We start from the raw sequence: 14,054 nt of genomic DNA, 5'->3' as shown, positions 1-14,054 counted from the left end.
TGATTGCCTCTCTCCCGTGGACACGACCAGCGCGCTGCTGGCCCTGATCGGGTTGGCTCTCGGCGCCATGGGCGGATTCGCCGCCGCGCGCCGCTTCGCCGAGCCGCGGGTTGCCGCGCTCACGGCTGCGCACGCCACCGCCGTGCGGGAGCGCGACCAGGCCCGGGAGGCCGCCGCCGCCGCTGCCGAGCGTGCGGTGCTGGCCGAGTCGGACGTGTCCAGCCTGCGCACCGCGCTGGAGTACGAGCAGCGAGCGGCGGCCGAGCGGGTGGCGCTGGTCGAGCAGAGCCAGGACCGGCTTGCCGAGAGCTTCCGAGCGCTGTCCGCGCAGGCTCTGGAGGGCGCGAGCCGTCAGCTGGTAGAGCTGGCCTCCGCCCGGCTGGACGAGGCCGGCGCCCGCGCCCGCGGCGACCTCGACGCCCGTCGTTCGGCGGTCGAGAGCATGGTGACGCCGCTGCGGGAGGCTCTCGGGCGGATGGAGGACCGGCTGCGGGAGCTGGAGACCGCGCGCACCGAGGCCTACGCGGCACTCGTCGAGCAGGTGCGGTTCGCCCGCGAGGCGTCGGAGAACCTCCGGTCGCAGACCGCCGCGCTCGTGACCGTGCTGCGCCGGCCCCAGGCCCGCGGTGCCTGGGGCGAGATGCAGCTGCGCCGGGTGGCGGAGGTGGCCGGCATGCTCAACCGCTGCGACTTCACCGAGCAGATGACGATCCAGGGCGACGACGGCCCGCAACGGCCCGACATGGTCGTCCACCTTGCCGGTGGCCGCAACGTGGTCGTCGACGCGAAGGTTCCGCTCAGCGCGTTCCTGGAGGCCGCCGACACGACGGACGAGGACCATYGCGCGCGCCGGATGGCCGCCCATGCCCGCCATCTGCGTGCGCATGTCGACGGCCTCGGCGCCAAGTCCTACTGGCGGCGRCTGCCGTCATCCCCGGAGTTCGTGGTGCTCTTCGTCCCCGCCGAGGCGTTCCTGGCCCCTGCCCTCGATCACGATCCCGGCCTGCTCGAACACGCCGCAGGCAAGAAGGTCATCATCGCCACCCCAACCACGCTGATCGCTATGCTGCGGACCATCGCCCACGCTTGGACTCAGGATGCGCTGACCGCACGGACGAAGGAGATCTTCGAGCTGGGTCGCGACCTCTACACCCGCCTCGGCACCCTGGGCGAACACGTCGATCGCCTCGGTCGCTCGCTCGGCCGGGCGGTGGGGGACTTCAACGCCACCGTCGGCTCGTTGGAAAGCCGGGTGCTGACCCCCGCCCGCCGGCTCGCGGCCATGGAAGTCGTCGAGGCGGGGCTCCCCAGTCCGGTTCCGGTAGAGACCGGCGTGCGGCCGCTGTCCGCCGCCGAGCTCCTGAGGAGCACCGGGGAGGGCGCGACGACCGGGCGGGGTGGCGCCATGGAGGACCCCGGAATCGATGTCGGGTACCAGACCCCTGACGGCGCAGATCCGGCCAGATGGGACGCGAACGGCCAGCATAAGGAGGATTAAGCAACGGAAAGCAGTGAGATCGACACCGAAAGCTCAAATGCGAGAGCCGATGCGCATGTCTGGTGCATCGCCCTGACGCATTGGAAATCTGCGGGCGGTACCTTGCCTTCGTGAGTGTGCCGCCTCACCGGCAGTCGGCCGGACCGCCGGGCAGATCCGCACGCGCTCGCGGGCATGATGATCTGTACGCTCGCAGCTCGCGCGGTCGGGCGAGTGGGCCGCCGCCCACGCTGTTCACGGGCAGCCGCCGGGGCCTCACCGCGCTCGGCACCGGCATCCTCGTCCTCGTCATCGGTGGGCTCGGTGCCATCGCGGACTCCGCGATCTTCGGTTCCCTGAAGTTCGCCTTCGGCGTGCTGTTCATCGGCTCGTGCGTCCTCGCCGCGGTCCGCGTGCATGCGGATGACCTCATCGGCGTGGTGATCATGCCGCCGCTCGCCTACGCGCTCATCACCCTCGGCGTCGGCTACCTGAACCCCGCGGCCGGGAACGGCGGCTCCGGCCTGCGCAACAAGGCCATCGATGTCGGCTCGGAGATGATCCTTCACGCTCCGATCCTGCTGACGGCCTTCATCCTGGTAGTCGTCATCGCGCTCTTCCGGGGTCGCCGCGCCCAAGTGGCGCGCCGCGAGCGGCAACGTTCCCTCGCGCAGTCGGCCGCCGAGCGCCGACGCCGGCCGCTGTAGCCCGGACCGCCGCTTCCCCACGCCGCTTCCCCACGCCAGGTCGGCCGTACCGCCACAACCACCCCACAAGCAAATCCATGCCATCAATAAAAACAATAAAAGGCATGTAGATGGAACGGCCGACGACAAACACCGGCAACGCGACGGCACCTATTGCCACAGCTCGTGCTAGATTCCATGCCGCATCACGCACCCACCGTTCAGGTGCACTTCCACTGGCATATCGGGTGCCGCATCCCCGGAGGCGGCGGACGTAGGGAGGCCCGCTTGTCGTGCACGTCTCACGCTTTCTCCGGCGAGCACGCCCCGTCCGCTGGTGAGCCGGTCGGGCCCCGGTGACCGCCAGTCCCTGCTCAGCGGGACGAACGCCGATGATCCCGATGTTGCGCTACCGGTCTCTCGACACGCAGCCGCCACGCGGCCCGCGACGTCGGCTAATCCCCTTCACGACCTTCATGCGGCACTGCGCCCTCATCGCCGCCTCCGGCCGGCAGGCGCTCACCGTGTCGAAATATGCCGCATCCCTGCGCGCGGCCACCGCGCCGGCCAACCCGGTCATCATCACCTTCGACGACGGCGGCGTGGAAACCTTGAAGGCTCTCCGCCGACTGGCCGAGACGGGTCTGACGGCGACGGTATTCGTGACCAGTTCGCGGGTCGATGATCCGGGCTATTTCAACCGGACCGACCTTCATCGAATACGGGGTCTCGGGATAGAAATCGGCGGGTCCGGTCACACCGGACGGCGGCTGGACGAACTGGCGCGGACCGACGTGATCGCCGAACTGACGCTGTCGCGTCGCCGGCTGGCCGTGGCGACCGGGGACGAACCTCGCACGTTCGCCTACCCCCTCGGCGGATACGACCTGTCCGTACGCCAGCTTGTGATCTCGGCCGGCTACAGTTCGGCCTGCGCGGTACGCGACGTCCTCTCGCATCCCGCCGACGACCGCTTCGCCCTCGCCCGGTTGACCGTCGAGGCGAACACGCCCGACAGCCGGCTTCGCGCGTGGTTGGAAGGCGTCGGGCGGCCCGCGCCGCCTCCCACGGTGCCACGGACCCACACCCATCGGCTTCGGCGCGCGGCCCGCCCGCCCGGTCTTTTCACCCCCAGGCTCGGTCAGCCCGGTCCTGGCCCGGTGACCGGCACCGGGGACCCGGGCGGCCTCGCATCCCCCGACCTCAGCTGGCCATCACCGGCCCTGCCGGAGCACTGAGCAGTCCGAACAAACTGAGCAGACGGGGTGGCGGCAGGACGGCTGGCTGCGGTGGTACCCCGCCCGCGGGCGGTCGGCGAGAGTGCCACGGCGTCCCGCGGCGGATCGGTGCGCAGGGCCAGATCACCGAGCGGACTGGTCACCCCGAGCCAGTACCGCTCGTTGCGGTAGTGGTGCAGACGATGCCCTCGCCACAGCCGCCGGTAGTAGGCCGTGCGCGGGGGGACCCGGGTATGGATGAGGAAATGCGTCCAGTCGTAGACGAGCGCACCCATCCCGAGGCAGAGCGCGCCGGTCGCCGCCCATGGCGGCCCGAGCAACGCAGGCGCCGCGACGGCGACGGTTCCGCTGATCACCTCGCGGGGGCGCAGGAACATCGTGTCGAGGTTGGTCGGATCGCGATGATGCTGCTCGTGCCCGTATCCGGCAAGCTGGTAACCGATCGATCCCAGCCGACCGCCCGGCCGGGCGTGGAGCAGTATCCGGTGCACACTCCACTCGACGAAGGGCTGCGCCGCCACGGCGGCCACCGCGACGCCGGTGTCCCGGATCCGCCACGGGCCTCGGACCACCCGCAGGACGGCAAGCGTCCCCACGCAACCAAGCAGAACGGGGGGCCGTGGATGGCGCAGGAACCTGCGTGCCGCACCCGCCAGCGTCCGGACCTCCGCGGCGCTGCCGTGCGGTCCCGGGGGGTCGAGGCGCGCGAACACCCTCGCGGGGACGGACGGTCGCGGGTAGCGCACCATGCGACCACCTCCCGACCAGATCGGAGTCGGAACGGACCAGGAACAGCATGGAAACTATACGGAACTCCGACCGGACCGGCGACTTGGATCGAAGCTGCGACCGGGACAGCGGCGGCTCAGAACGGGACAGCGGCGGCTCAGAACGGGACAGCGGCGGCTCAGAACGGGACAGCGGCGGCTCAGAACGGAACGGTGGAGTACGCCTGCAGCTTGGTGAGCTGATGCTGGCTGTCCACCCGGCGGATGGTGCCCGAGCGTGACCGCATCACCAGCGAGGACGTGTTCGCCCCGCCCGGCCGGTACCGCACCCCGGCGAGCAGTTCGCCGTCCGTGATGCCGGTCGCCACGAAGAAGACGTTGTCACTRTCGACGAGGTCCCGGGTGGACAGTACCCGGGCCGGGTCGCCCCCGAGGTCGGCAACCTTGCGATACTCCGCGTCGTCCCGCGGCCACAGCCGGCCCTGGATCACTCCACCCAGGCAGGTCACGGCGCAGGCCGTGATGATCCCCTCGGGAGTGYCGCCGATCCCCAGCAGCAGGTCCACGCCGGTGTCCRCCGAGGCAGCCATCACCGCTCCGGCGACGTCGCCGTCGGAGATCAGCTTAACCCGGGCGCCGGCCGCCCTGATCTGCTCGACCAGTTGGCTGTGCCGGGGCCGGTCCAAGACCACCACGGTGACGTCCCGCGGGAGGATCTCCTTGGCCTTCGCCACGGCGCGGATGTTGTCCTCCACCGAGGYCGCGATATCCACCACCCCGGCCGCCTCCGGGCCGGTGACCAGCTTCTCCATGTAGAAACACGCGCTCGCGTCGTACATCGAGCCACGCTCGCTGACCGCCATGACCGAGATGGCATTATTCATCCCCTTGGAGGTCAGCGTCGTACCGTCCACGGGATCCACGGCGACGTCGCATTCGGGGCCCTCGCCCGAACCGACCACCTCGCCGTTGAACAGCATGGGGGCCTCGTCCTTCTCCCCCTCGCCGATCACGACGACCCCGCGCATCGAGACGGTGCCGACCAGTCGACGCATCGCGTCGACGGCGGCCCCGTCCGCGCCGTTCTTGTCGCCACGGCCGACCCAGCGCGCCGCGGCGAGCGCGGCTGCCTCGGTTACCCGGACGAGTTCGAGYGCGAGGTTGCGATCCGGAGCCTGCCCTTGCACGGCCAGCGTGTCGGGCACGGACGAGGCGTCGGAAGGCCTGGAGGCGGAGGATTCAGCAGTGGAAGACACGGCCCCGAGCCTAGTTCGGGAGCCCCGTCGGCGCCCGAGATAGGCCCGGAGTGACGCCGAATATACCTCCATGACCCTATCCCGCCGCGAAGGTGCGCCCGCGGCCGTCCGGCAAATCCGGCCTGTCGTCGACACGACATCTCGAATCCGCCGAAGAGGCACGCAACCTTCAACCCGGTGCGCGCGTCCAACGGAGCATCGGGCAGCCGTCACGCGGAGGGGGCGTGACGGCTGCCCGGCAGGCCCCGATCTGGCCGGTTTCTCGCCCCGCACTCCCCGATAAGGCCCTCCAGCCGGGCGAGAGTCTGAACACACCACCACCCCCGCGAGCCGCCCAGACGTGGTCCGGGTGCCCATTCGGGGGTTCGGACCTGGAAGATGGGGACGTGGCACGACGACGCGGTCAGGAAACGATCAGAGACATGGCGCTCTCTCTCGCCGTGGTCATGGCGGGTGTCCTGCTCTTCGTCGTCTTCGTCATGCCCCGCGGAGGCGACGAGCCCGCGGTCAAGGTCGTCGCGACGAGTGAGCCGATGGCGGCGTTCGCCCGCCAGGCGCCCTACTCCCCGCTCGGGCCGGCTGGCCTGCCCTCCTCCTGGAAGCCGACCTCCATCCGCCTGACGCTGCCCACCGGTGGTGCCGATGGTGGTCCCGCCGAGGCGACGATCGGCTACGTCGTCGATCGGCCCGACCATCGGACGTTCGCCCGCTTCGTCGAGAGCAACGCTCCCACCGCGGTCCAGCGGATCCTGGGGAACCGACCGGCCAACGGCACGGTCGATGTGGAAGGCGTCGCCTGGCAGCAGCGCCGGGACGGCGATGGGCATCTCGCGCTCACCCGAACCGACGGCGACGTCACCGTGATCGTGGATGACGGAGGCGGCAAAGGCGGGGCGAATCAGGCCGATCTGGTCACCCTCGCCGCGTCACTGCGACCGGTCGTTCCCGCCGCCACGAACTGATCGGGCCGCCGGTACGGGCCCGGTCGATGCAAGCCGCCCGGTCAGCGCGAACCCGGTCAGCGCTGGACGGCGGCCGCGATGACGGGAGGCCGTGCGGGCGCGACGGCCGTTGYGGCCGGTGGCTGGCCCCCACCCTCCAGAGCGGTGGCGGCGGGGATGAGAATCGCCATGCCGATGACCAGCCCGGCCGCCCGACGTAGCAGCGGGCCCGTCGCCGGCATCCGCCATCCGAGGTGGGCGCCGCCGACCCGCGTCCCGATCATCCCACCCCTCGGCACGGCGCCCACGGCGGCAACCGAAGGCGGAGCGTGCTCTCGGGCGAGGTCRCCGAGAGGTCTGCGACGAGGCGTCGGGCGTAGCGCGGGCATTGCTACCTCCGGACTGGATGTCCTACGGGTAACGGCCGGTGTGCCAGGCCGGTCTGGTCCGTCTCGGACCGCGACCGGCCTGAAACGCCATGCAGTGACCTTGTACTATGGATCTCCACCGGACCGGCCGGGTTCAGCCATGATTGTTCCTTGTTGGATATCATGTTGGTCAGGCAGAGGGGAAATCGCCACGCCGGTGCCTCCTGGCCGCCGGGTCGCCCAACGGTGGATGCCRGGTCGGGACCGGCCCGAAACCGCGCGGTCACGGATTGAGCGGACATCGTTATAGAGGATTGTGGAAGATAGAGGGTTGTGGAGGYGGCACGGAGGTGGCCATGCCCGAAGCATTCAACGACGGCCCTACCGGTCACACATCGGGCTCCGCCGATGTCCTCCCGCCGGGCGTCCCGGCCCCACCGGTCACCTACGAGGTCGCGCGGGCCGAACTCGAGGAGGTCGTCCGCCGGCTGGAGGCCGGCGGGGTGAGTTTGGAGGAGTCACTGATCCTCTGGGAACGGGGCGAGGGGCTCGCCAAGACCTGTCAGGCGCTGCTCGACGGCGCCCGCGCTCGACTGGCCGCGGCGACTCCACTCTCCTGATCTCCTGATCTCCTGAGCGAGCGGCCCCTCCAGCCGACCGGGCCGCCGGGCCTGCTCAGCCGTCCACGACCGTCGCGCGCAGCGTTCCGCCCGCCACCCGGATGGCGAGCCCGTCCCCGGCCGCAACCTCGGCAGGTCCGCGTACAACCGCACCATCCACGGTGCGCTGCACCACGGCGTACCCGCGGTCGAGGGTCGCCGCCGGCGACAGCGCGCGCATCCGGGCGCGGGTGGCGGCCAGATCGTTCCCGGTCACATTTATCACGTGGCGGACGCAGCGGCGCGAACGGGCGAGGAGCGCCGACACGTCGTCCGCTCTGCGGTCCACGTCGCGCGTGGGCGTTGCGAGCACGGGGCGTCCCCGGGTGTCCGCCAGCCAACGTTCCTCCCGGTCGAGTCGGTACTCGACGACCCGCCGGGCCCGGGCCCGCAGCTGGGCGACCGCGATCGCCTGCTCACCGACGTCCGGCACCACCCTCTTCGCCGCGTCCGTCGGCGTGGAGGCGCGGACGTCGGCGACGAAATCGAGCAAAGGGGTGTCCTGCTCGTGTCCGATTGCCGACACCACCGGGGTACACGCGGCCACGACAGCCCGCATCAGCGCCTCGTCGGAGAAGGGCAGCAGATCCTCCAGCGACCCGCCGCCACGAGCGATGACGATCACTTCCACCTCGGCGCGCGCGTCGAGTTCCCGCAGCGCGTCGATGACCTGGGCGACCGCGAGAGGCCCCTGGACGGCCACCTCCCGTAACACGATGCGCACCGCCGGCCAGCGATGGCGCGCGTTCTCGACCACGTCCCGCTCCGCCGCGCTGGCCCGCCCGGTGATCAAACCGACGGCCGCCGGGAGGAACGGAGGACGCCGCTTACGGGACGCGGCGAACAGCCCCTCGGCCGCCAGCGTGGCCTTGAGCTGTTCGAGCCGGGCCAGCAGCGCACCGGCGCCGAGCGGGCGAATCTCAACAACCGCAAGGGCCAGCGTGCCTCGGCCGGGGTGGAACGACGGCTTGCCCCACACCACGACGCGGGCCCCGTCGACGAGCGCCAGCCCCACCGCGTCGCACACCGCGCGCGGGCAGGTGACCCGCAGGGACACGTCGGCGACCGGGTCCCGCAGGGTGAGGAAGACCGTTCCCATCCCGGGACGGCGGACGATCCCGGTCACCTGCCCCTCGACCCACACCCGCCCCAGCCGGTTGATCCAGTCTCCCAGCGCGCGCGACACGCTGCGGACCGGCAGCGGCTGTTCCGGGGACGATGTCAGTGCCACCCGGGCACCGTAACCTCGCCCACAACCACGCCCCACAACCACGCCCCACAACGGTCGGCGGCCCTCGCCACGGCCGGACCGGACGATGTCGCCATCGGGTGATGCATCGCCTAGCCGACTTCCCRGCCGCCCGCCRCCGCGTAGACTCCCACCCATGGGCCGGGTCCTTCTTGCCAAACCGCGCGGCTACTGCGCTGGTGTCGATCGAGCCGTCGTGACCGTGGAGAAAGCACTAGAGCTGTACGGTTCACCGGTCTACGTACGCAAACAAATCGTTCACAACCTTCATGTCGTGAAGACGCTGGAGGCCAAGGGCGCGATCTTCGTGGACGAAACCGACGAGGTGCCGCACGGCGCCACCGTCGTGTTTTCAGCCCACGGAGTGGCACCAACGGTGCACGAAGAGGCGGCGGTGCGCGAGCTCCGCACAATCGACGCCACGTGCCCACTGGTCACCAAGGTGCATTCTGAAGCCAGGCGGTTCGCCCGTGAGGACTACGACATCCTCCTCATCGGCCACGAGGGCCACGAGGAGGTCGTCGGCACCACCGGGCAGGCTCCGGACCGCATCCACCTCGTGGACGGGCCCGAGGACGCCGCCGGGGTGAAGGTCCGCGATCCGGAGCGGGTGGCTTTCCTCTCCCAGACCACACTGTCCGTCGACGAGACGATGACGACGGTTGACGCGCTGCGCGAGCGCTTCCCGCATCTGCAGGGTCCACCGAGCGACGACATCTGCTACGCCACGCAGAACCGCCAGGTCGCCGTCAAGGAGATCGCCGGCGCGGTCGACCTGGTCATCGTCGTCGGCTCGCGGAACTCCTCGAACTCGGTCCGGTTGGTCGAGGTCGCGCTCGACGCCGGCGCCCCGGCCGCCTACCTCGTGGACGACTCCACCGAGGTGGACCTGAGCTGGTTCGATGGTGTCGAGACCGTCGGGGTCACCAGTGGCGCATCGGTGCCGGAGGAACTCGTCACCGGCGTGATGGCCTGGCTCGCCGAGCGGGGCTTCACCGATGTGGAGGAGGTCACGTCCGCGGACGAGCACCTTCTCTTCGCGTTGCCGCCGGAGCTTCGCCGGGAGATGCGTACCCGCGAGCGCGCCGCCGGCTGAGCCCGGACCGCCCCTCACACCAGACTCGTCGGAGCCACCCTTCCCCGCATTGCGCTGAAGCCCCGACGTTCCCCTCAGGAACCTCGCCGAAGGCAAGGTGACGGAGACCCCGAACGGCCCCCTATAGCAGGGGTCCCGACATGTCCTAAGGTCGGCCCTGGGGCCGCGTCCAGGCGGCATCTCGCCGGGACGCGGCCCCAGTATGCGGTACAGGGCACGTGCGATACAGGGCACGTGCGGTACAGGGCACGGGCGACGAGCATCGGGAGAACGGGCGCATGAGCGAGCAGGAATACCGCATCGAGCACGACAGCATGGGTGACGTCCGGGTACCGGTCACGGCCCGGTGGCGGGCCCAGACACAGCGGGCGGTGGAGAACTTTCCCGTCTCCGGCCAGCGGATCTCCCGCGCGCACATCGCGGCGCTCGCCCGGATCAAGGCCGCTGCCGCGACGGTGAACGCCAAGCTGGACGTGCTCGACGCGGACATCGCCGAGGCGATCGTCGACGCGGCCACGGAGGTGGCCCGTGGTGACTGGGACGACCAGTTCCCCTTGGACGTCTTCCAGACCGGCAGCGGCACCTCGTCCAACATGAACACCAACGAGGTGCTGGCCTCGCTCGCCTCCGAGCGCCTCGGCCGCCCGGTTCACCCGAACGACCACGTCAACGCCTCGCAGTCCTCGAACGACGTCTTTCCCTCATCGATCCACATCGCCGCCACCCAGGGCATCGTCGGCGACCTGATCCCGGCCCTGGAGCACCTTGCCACCGCGCTCGGTCGCAAGGAGACCGAGTTCGCCGACGTCGTGAAGTCCGGCCGGACCCATCTGATGGACGCGACCCCCGTGACGCTCGGCCAGGAGTTCGGCGGGTACGCCGCCGCGGTCCGGCTCGGCGTCGAGCGCCTGCAGGTGGCACTGCCCCGGATCGGAGAGCTGCCGCTCGGTGGGACAGCCGTCGGGACCGGCATCAACACCCCGCCCGGCTTCTCCGCCGCGGTGATTGAGGAACTGTCCGCCAGCACCGGTCTTCCCCTGACCGAGGCACGCAACCACTTCGAGGCGCAGGCCTCCCGGGACGGCCTCGTCGAGGCGTCCGGCGTGCTGCGGGTGATCGCCCTCTCACTCTACAAGATCGCCAACGACCTGCGCTGGGCCTCGTCCGGCCCGCGAGCCGGGCTCGGTGAGATCCGGCTGCCCGACCTCCAGCCCGGATCCTCGATCATGCCCGGCAAGGTCAATCCGGTCCTTCCCGAGGCGGTCTGTCAGGTCGTCGCCCAGGTCGTCGGCAACGACGCGGCGGTCGCGTTCGGCGGATCAGCCGGGAACTTCGAGCTCAATGTCATGCTGCCGGTGATCGCACGTAACCTGCTGGAGTCGATCCACATCCTGTCGACGATCAGCCGACTGTTCGCCGACCGTTGCATCGACGGCATCGTCGCCGACGTCGAACGCTGCCGCCGCTACGCCGAGTCCTCCCCCTCCATCGTGACGCCGCTGAACAAGTACATCGGCTACGAGGAGGCCGCGAAGGTCGCCAAGATCTCGCTCGCCGAGGAGAAGACCATTCGCGAGGTCGTTCTCGAGCGCGGTTACGTTGCGGCGGGCCAACTCACCGAGGCACAGCTCGACGCCGCGCTCGACGTGCTGTCGATGACCCACCCGTAGCCGAAGCTCGTCGGGCGGCCGCTCCCGACCGTCGCGTCTCCCGGGCACCTCCGYGACCCACGGAGGTGTTCCGTCCCGACGGCGCAACCCGACAGCGGCGCCCGACGGCGCGGCGGGGGCCGTGGAAGACCCCCCAGACAGCCTCCACGACCCCCGCTAGAGGTCTAACGGGTCGGCCGGCGGGTTGGTTACGGGTGGCGGGTGCCCCAATTTCACCTGCCGGCACGACGGCCCGGCACGACGGCCCGGCGGCGGGGCCCGGCGGCGGGGCCCGGCGGCCTGGCGTCGCGACTCCTCGACGGGTTCCCACCAGCTGGACTCGAAAAGCTCTCAGCCGGAACCACACCGGCACATATGGCGGACGTGGCGGCACGCCTCGGCCATCACGGAYGGGTTCGCGACACCTACCTCAAGTGATAACCCGCAGGTAAAGCGACTCCCGAGAAATTTCCCAGAAGAAATGGACGTAACAAGCACGGCCAACATGCCGATCCGACCCGTCCGGCCGGATAGCCTCGGGTTCACCGGAGACCGATAGATTGCGGGGGATGTGACGATGTTCGACTACGACGTCCTCGTCATCGGATCCGGGCCGGGCGGGCAGAAGGCCGCGATCGCAGCGGCCAAGCTCGGYCGACGGGTCGCGATCGTCGACAAGCGGGAAATGATCGGTGGTGTCAGCATCAACACTGGCACGATCCCGTCCAAGACGCTGCGAGAAGCGGTCCTTTATCTGACCGGCATGTCACAGCGTGAGCTGTATGGGTCGAGCTACCGGGTAAAGGATGACATCACCGTCGGTGACCTCTCGGCGCGGACCAGACATGTCATCAGCCGCGAGATCGACGTGATTCGCAACCAGCTCAGCCGTAACCACGTCACCCTGCTGACGGGCCTGGCCAGCTTCGTCGATCCGCACACCGTGAACGTGCGGGCGGGCGGCGAGGACACCGAGGACCGCCGGATCCAGGCGGAAAGAATCATCATCGCCACGGGAACCCGCCCGGCGCGGCCGGACACGGTCGACTTCGACGGACGGACCGTCGTCGACAGCGACCAGATCCTGGCCCTGGAGAAACTGCCCCGGTCGATGGTCGTCGTCGGCGCCGGTGTGATCGGTATCGAATACGCCTCGATGTTCGCCGCGCTCGGCACGAAGGTGACCGTCGTCGAGCGCCGTGACCGGATGCTCGACTTCTGCGACCTCGAAATCGTCGAGGCGTTGAAGTATCAGCTCCGCGATCTTGCGGTGACCTTCCGTTTCCGCGAGTCGGTCGTCTCCGTGGAACGCCACAACGGCGGTACCCTCACCCTGCTCGAGAGCGGGAAGAAGCTCCCGGCGGACACGGTGATGTATTCGGCCGGGCGGCAGGGGCTCACCGACATCCTCAATCTTCCGGCGGCCGGCCTCTCCGCGGACAACCGCGGCCGGATCAAGGTCGGCTCGGACTTCCGCACAGAGGTCGATCACATCTACGCGGTCGGCGACGTGATCGGATTCCCCGCTCTCGCGGCGACGTCGATGGAACAGGGACGCCTTGCGGCGTACGCCGCCTGCGGCGAGGACGTCAACGCCATGCGGGCCGAGCTGATGCCGATCGGGATCTACACGATCCCGGAGATCTCCTATGTTGGCAGCACCGAGGACGAACTGACCGAGCAGGCCATCCCGTTCGAGGTGGGCATCGCCCGGTACCGGGAGCTGGCCCGCGGAGCCATCCTCGGTGACTCGTACGGGATGCTGAAGCTACTGGTCAGCCCGGACGACCGGCGCCTTCTCGGGGTGCACGTCTTCGGTACGGGAGCCACCGAACTCGTCCACATCGGACAGACCGTGATGGGCTGCGGTGGCACCATCGACTACCTTGTCGACAGCGTCTTCAACTATCCGACGCTCGCCGAGTCCTACAAGGTCGCGGCCCTGGACGCAATGAACAAGATGCGCGCGGTTGCCCGCTTCAGCGGCTGACCGGAGCACCAGACGGCGCATCGGGCCGGAGGCGGCCGCGAACCGGGCTCCTCGCCCCACGACGTCATGAGCTGACGAAAGGTAAGCCGCTATCACCGGATCGGGCCGGCTAGAGGGAAAATGAGGCGACGGTGATCGCGACGTGCCAAGGCGTCGGGGACCACGCTGGGATGGCCAGGTCCAGGCGGTGACCGCGCTGGGCCAGGCGGCCGCCGGCCGTGACCACACTGGGCGACCGGCTGCCGGGCGGTGCGGGGTGTTGCTGGGCGAGCTGGCCCGCACCGCGGGCCGTGGCCCGGGTGTGGTGACAGTCTGTTCAAGTCGTCGTCAGGCGGCCTTCGGGGGCTCGGCGGGTGGGTCTGGCCGTTTGGTGAAGGCCACGTCGTAGCCGAGGGAGTTCATCTGGGCGGCGAGCCTCTGGGCGTGGCGTTCGGGGTCCCGTCGGTGGGTGAAGTAGTCGGCGCCGAGGTCGTGGTAGGGCTCGCCGCGGCTGAGCATGTGCCAGGCGGCGACGAGGATCGAGTGCTCGACGGCGACCCGGGCCTTGGACGCGCCCCGGTTCGCTTTGACCCGCTTGTACTGGGCGGACAGGTAGGTGCCCCGGGTCCGGGAGGCGGCGCGGGCGGCCTCGTGGAGGTTGAGCCGCAGCCACTTCGAGCCCTTGCGGGTCCTGCCGCCCTTGGACCTGCCGGCGGACTCGTGCTGGCCGGGGCAGCG

The 14,054-nt window shown here is 69.9% G+C and carries 13 protein-coding genes; 8 read left to right on the top strand and 5 right to left on the bottom strand.

Features of this window, described 5'->3' with window-relative positions; genetic code table 11:
• Nucleotides 1–16 precede the first annotated feature (16 nt).
• The 3 genes from rmuC (at nucleotide 17) to KBI5_RS16250 (ending at nucleotide 3,401) form a co-directional block, all read left to right on the top strand.
• Nucleotides 17–1,498, top strand: a complete 1,482-nt coding sequence (rmuC, locus tag KBI5_RS16260; protein WP_085015714.1) for a DNA recombination protein RmuC — start codon at nucleotides 17–19, stop codon at nucleotides 1,496–1,498.
• 62 nt (nucleotides 1,499–1,560) lie between these two features.
• The gene (locus tag KBI5_RS16255; RefSeq protein ID WP_198537738.1) at nucleotides 1,561–2,184 is read left to right on the top strand and encodes a DUF6542 domain-containing protein; all 624 of its coding nucleotides are present in this window, start codon (nucleotides 1,561–1,563) and stop codon (nucleotides 2,182–2,184) included.
• 371 nt (nucleotides 2,185–2,555) lie between these two features.
• Nucleotides 2,556–3,401 carry a polysaccharide deacetylase family protein gene (locus tag KBI5_RS16250; RefSeq protein ID WP_085015713.1) on the top strand — a complete coding sequence of 282 codons (846 nt, stop codon included), beginning with the start codon at nucleotides 2,556–2,558 and terminating at the stop codon, nucleotides 3,399–3,401.
• On the opposite strand, the gene KBI5_RS16245 is transcribed toward KBI5_RS16250, so the two are convergent.
• On the bottom strand, nucleotides 3,305–4,150 hold the full coding sequence (locus KBI5_RS16245; protein ID WP_085015712.1) for a sterol desaturase family protein: 846 nt from the start codon (nucleotides 4,148–4,150) through the stop codon (nucleotides 3,305–3,307). The genes KBI5_RS16250 and KBI5_RS16245 overlap by 97 nt on opposite strands.
• A gap of 179 nt (nucleotides 4,151–4,329) precedes the next feature.
• The gene (gene glpX, locus KBI5_RS16240; RefSeq protein WP_198537737.1) at nucleotides 4,330–5,334 is read right to left on the bottom strand and encodes a class II fructose-bisphosphatase; all 1,005 of its coding nucleotides are present in this window, start codon (nucleotides 5,332–5,334) and stop codon (nucleotides 4,330–4,332) included.
• 437 nt (nucleotides 5,335–5,771) lie between these two features.
• On the opposite strand from glpX, the gene KBI5_RS16235 reads away from it, so the two are divergent.
• Nucleotides 5,772–6,347: a DUF4245 domain-containing protein gene (locus tag KBI5_RS16235; protein ID WP_198537735.1), complete on the top strand. Its 576-nt coding sequence runs from the start codon at nucleotides 5,772–5,774 to the stop codon at nucleotides 6,345–6,347.
• Between the two features lie 56 nt (nucleotides 6,348–6,403).
• Here the strand turns inward: KBI5_RS16235 and KBI5_RS16230 are convergent, their stop codons facing one another.
• Nucleotides 6,404–6,610 carry a hypothetical protein gene (locus KBI5_RS16230; RefSeq protein WP_085015710.1) on the bottom strand — a complete coding sequence of 69 codons (207 nt, stop codon included), beginning with the start codon at nucleotides 6,608–6,610 and terminating at the stop codon, nucleotides 6,404–6,406.
• Between the two features lie 440 nt (nucleotides 6,611–7,050).
• Between KBI5_RS16230 and KBI5_RS16225 the strand changes: the two genes are divergently transcribed.
• Nucleotides 7,051–7,314, top strand: coding sequence for an exodeoxyribonuclease VII small subunit (locus KBI5_RS16225; RefSeq protein WP_049761136.1), 264 nt, complete (start codon nucleotides 7,051–7,053; stop codon nucleotides 7,312–7,314).
• A 55-nt stretch (nucleotides 7,315–7,369) separates the two neighbouring features.
• Here the strand turns inward: KBI5_RS16225 and xseA are convergent, their stop codons facing one another.
• Complete coding sequence (gene xseA, locus KBI5_RS16220) at nucleotides 7,370–8,584, bottom strand: exodeoxyribonuclease VII large subunit (RefSeq protein ID WP_085015709.1); 1,215 nt, start codon at nucleotides 8,582–8,584, stop codon at nucleotides 7,370–7,372.
• Nucleotides 8,585–8,738: 154 nt separating this feature from the next.
• Between xseA and KBI5_RS16215 the strand changes: the two genes are divergently transcribed.
• The 3 genes from KBI5_RS16215 (at nucleotide 8,739) to sthA (ending at nucleotide 13,337) form a co-directional block, all read left to right on the top strand.
• Nucleotides 8,739–9,698, top strand: coding sequence for a 4-hydroxy-3-methylbut-2-enyl diphosphate reductase (locus KBI5_RS16215; RefSeq protein WP_035729888.1), 960 nt, complete (start codon nucleotides 8,739–8,741; stop codon nucleotides 9,696–9,698).
• A gap of 278 nt (nucleotides 9,699–9,976) precedes the next feature.
• On the top strand, nucleotides 9,977–11,368 hold the full coding sequence (locus KBI5_RS16210; RefSeq protein WP_011438256.1) for a class II fumarate hydratase: 1,392 nt from the start codon (nucleotides 9,977–9,979) through the stop codon (nucleotides 11,366–11,368).
• Nucleotides 11,369–11,924: 556 nt separating this feature from the next.
• Entirely contained in the window at nucleotides 11,925–13,337 is a 1,413-nt protein-coding gene (gene sthA, locus KBI5_RS16205) for a Si-specific NAD(P)(+) transhydrogenase (protein WP_011438257.1), read from the top strand.
• 327 nt (nucleotides 13,338–13,664) lie between these two features.
• Here sthA and KBI5_RS16200 read toward each other — a convergent pair.
• Nucleotides 13,665–14,054 (bottom strand): transposase (locus KBI5_RS16200; RefSeq protein ID WP_157902527.1); only part of this gene is annotated, 390 nt, incomplete at its 5' end.

This window comes from Frankia sp. KB5 (assembly GCF_002099325.1).
Lineage (GTDB): Bacteria > Actinomycetota > Actinomycetes > Frankiales > Frankiaceae > Frankia > Frankia casuarinae.
The sequence above is the reverse complement of the archived record's forward strand: the minus strand, read 5'-3'. Positions and strand labels throughout refer to the sequence as shown.

What these genes read in the sequence shown, in the direction of transcription:
- KBI5_RS16250 (WP_085015713.1), top strand. Translation starts at nt 2,556, where the DNA reads ATGATCCCGATGTTGCGCTACCGGTCTCTCGACACGCAGCCGCCACGC.
- KBI5_RS16245 (WP_085015712.1), bottom strand. Translation starts at nt 4,150, where the DNA reads ATGGTGCGCTACCCGCGACCGTCCGTCCCCGCGAGGGTGTTCGCGCGC.
- KBI5_RS16225 (WP_049761136.1), top strand. Translation starts at nt 7,051, where the DNA reads ATGCCCGAAGCATTCAACGACGGCCCTACCGGTCACACATCGGGCTCC.
- KBI5_RS16215 (WP_035729888.1), top strand. Translation starts at nt 8,739, where the DNA reads ATGGGCCGGGTCCTTCTTGCCAAACCGCGCGGCTACTGCGCTGGTGTC.
- KBI5_RS16210 (WP_011438256.1), top strand. Translation starts at nt 9,977, where the DNA reads ATGAGCGAGCAGGAATACCGCATCGAGCACGACAGCATGGGTGACGTC.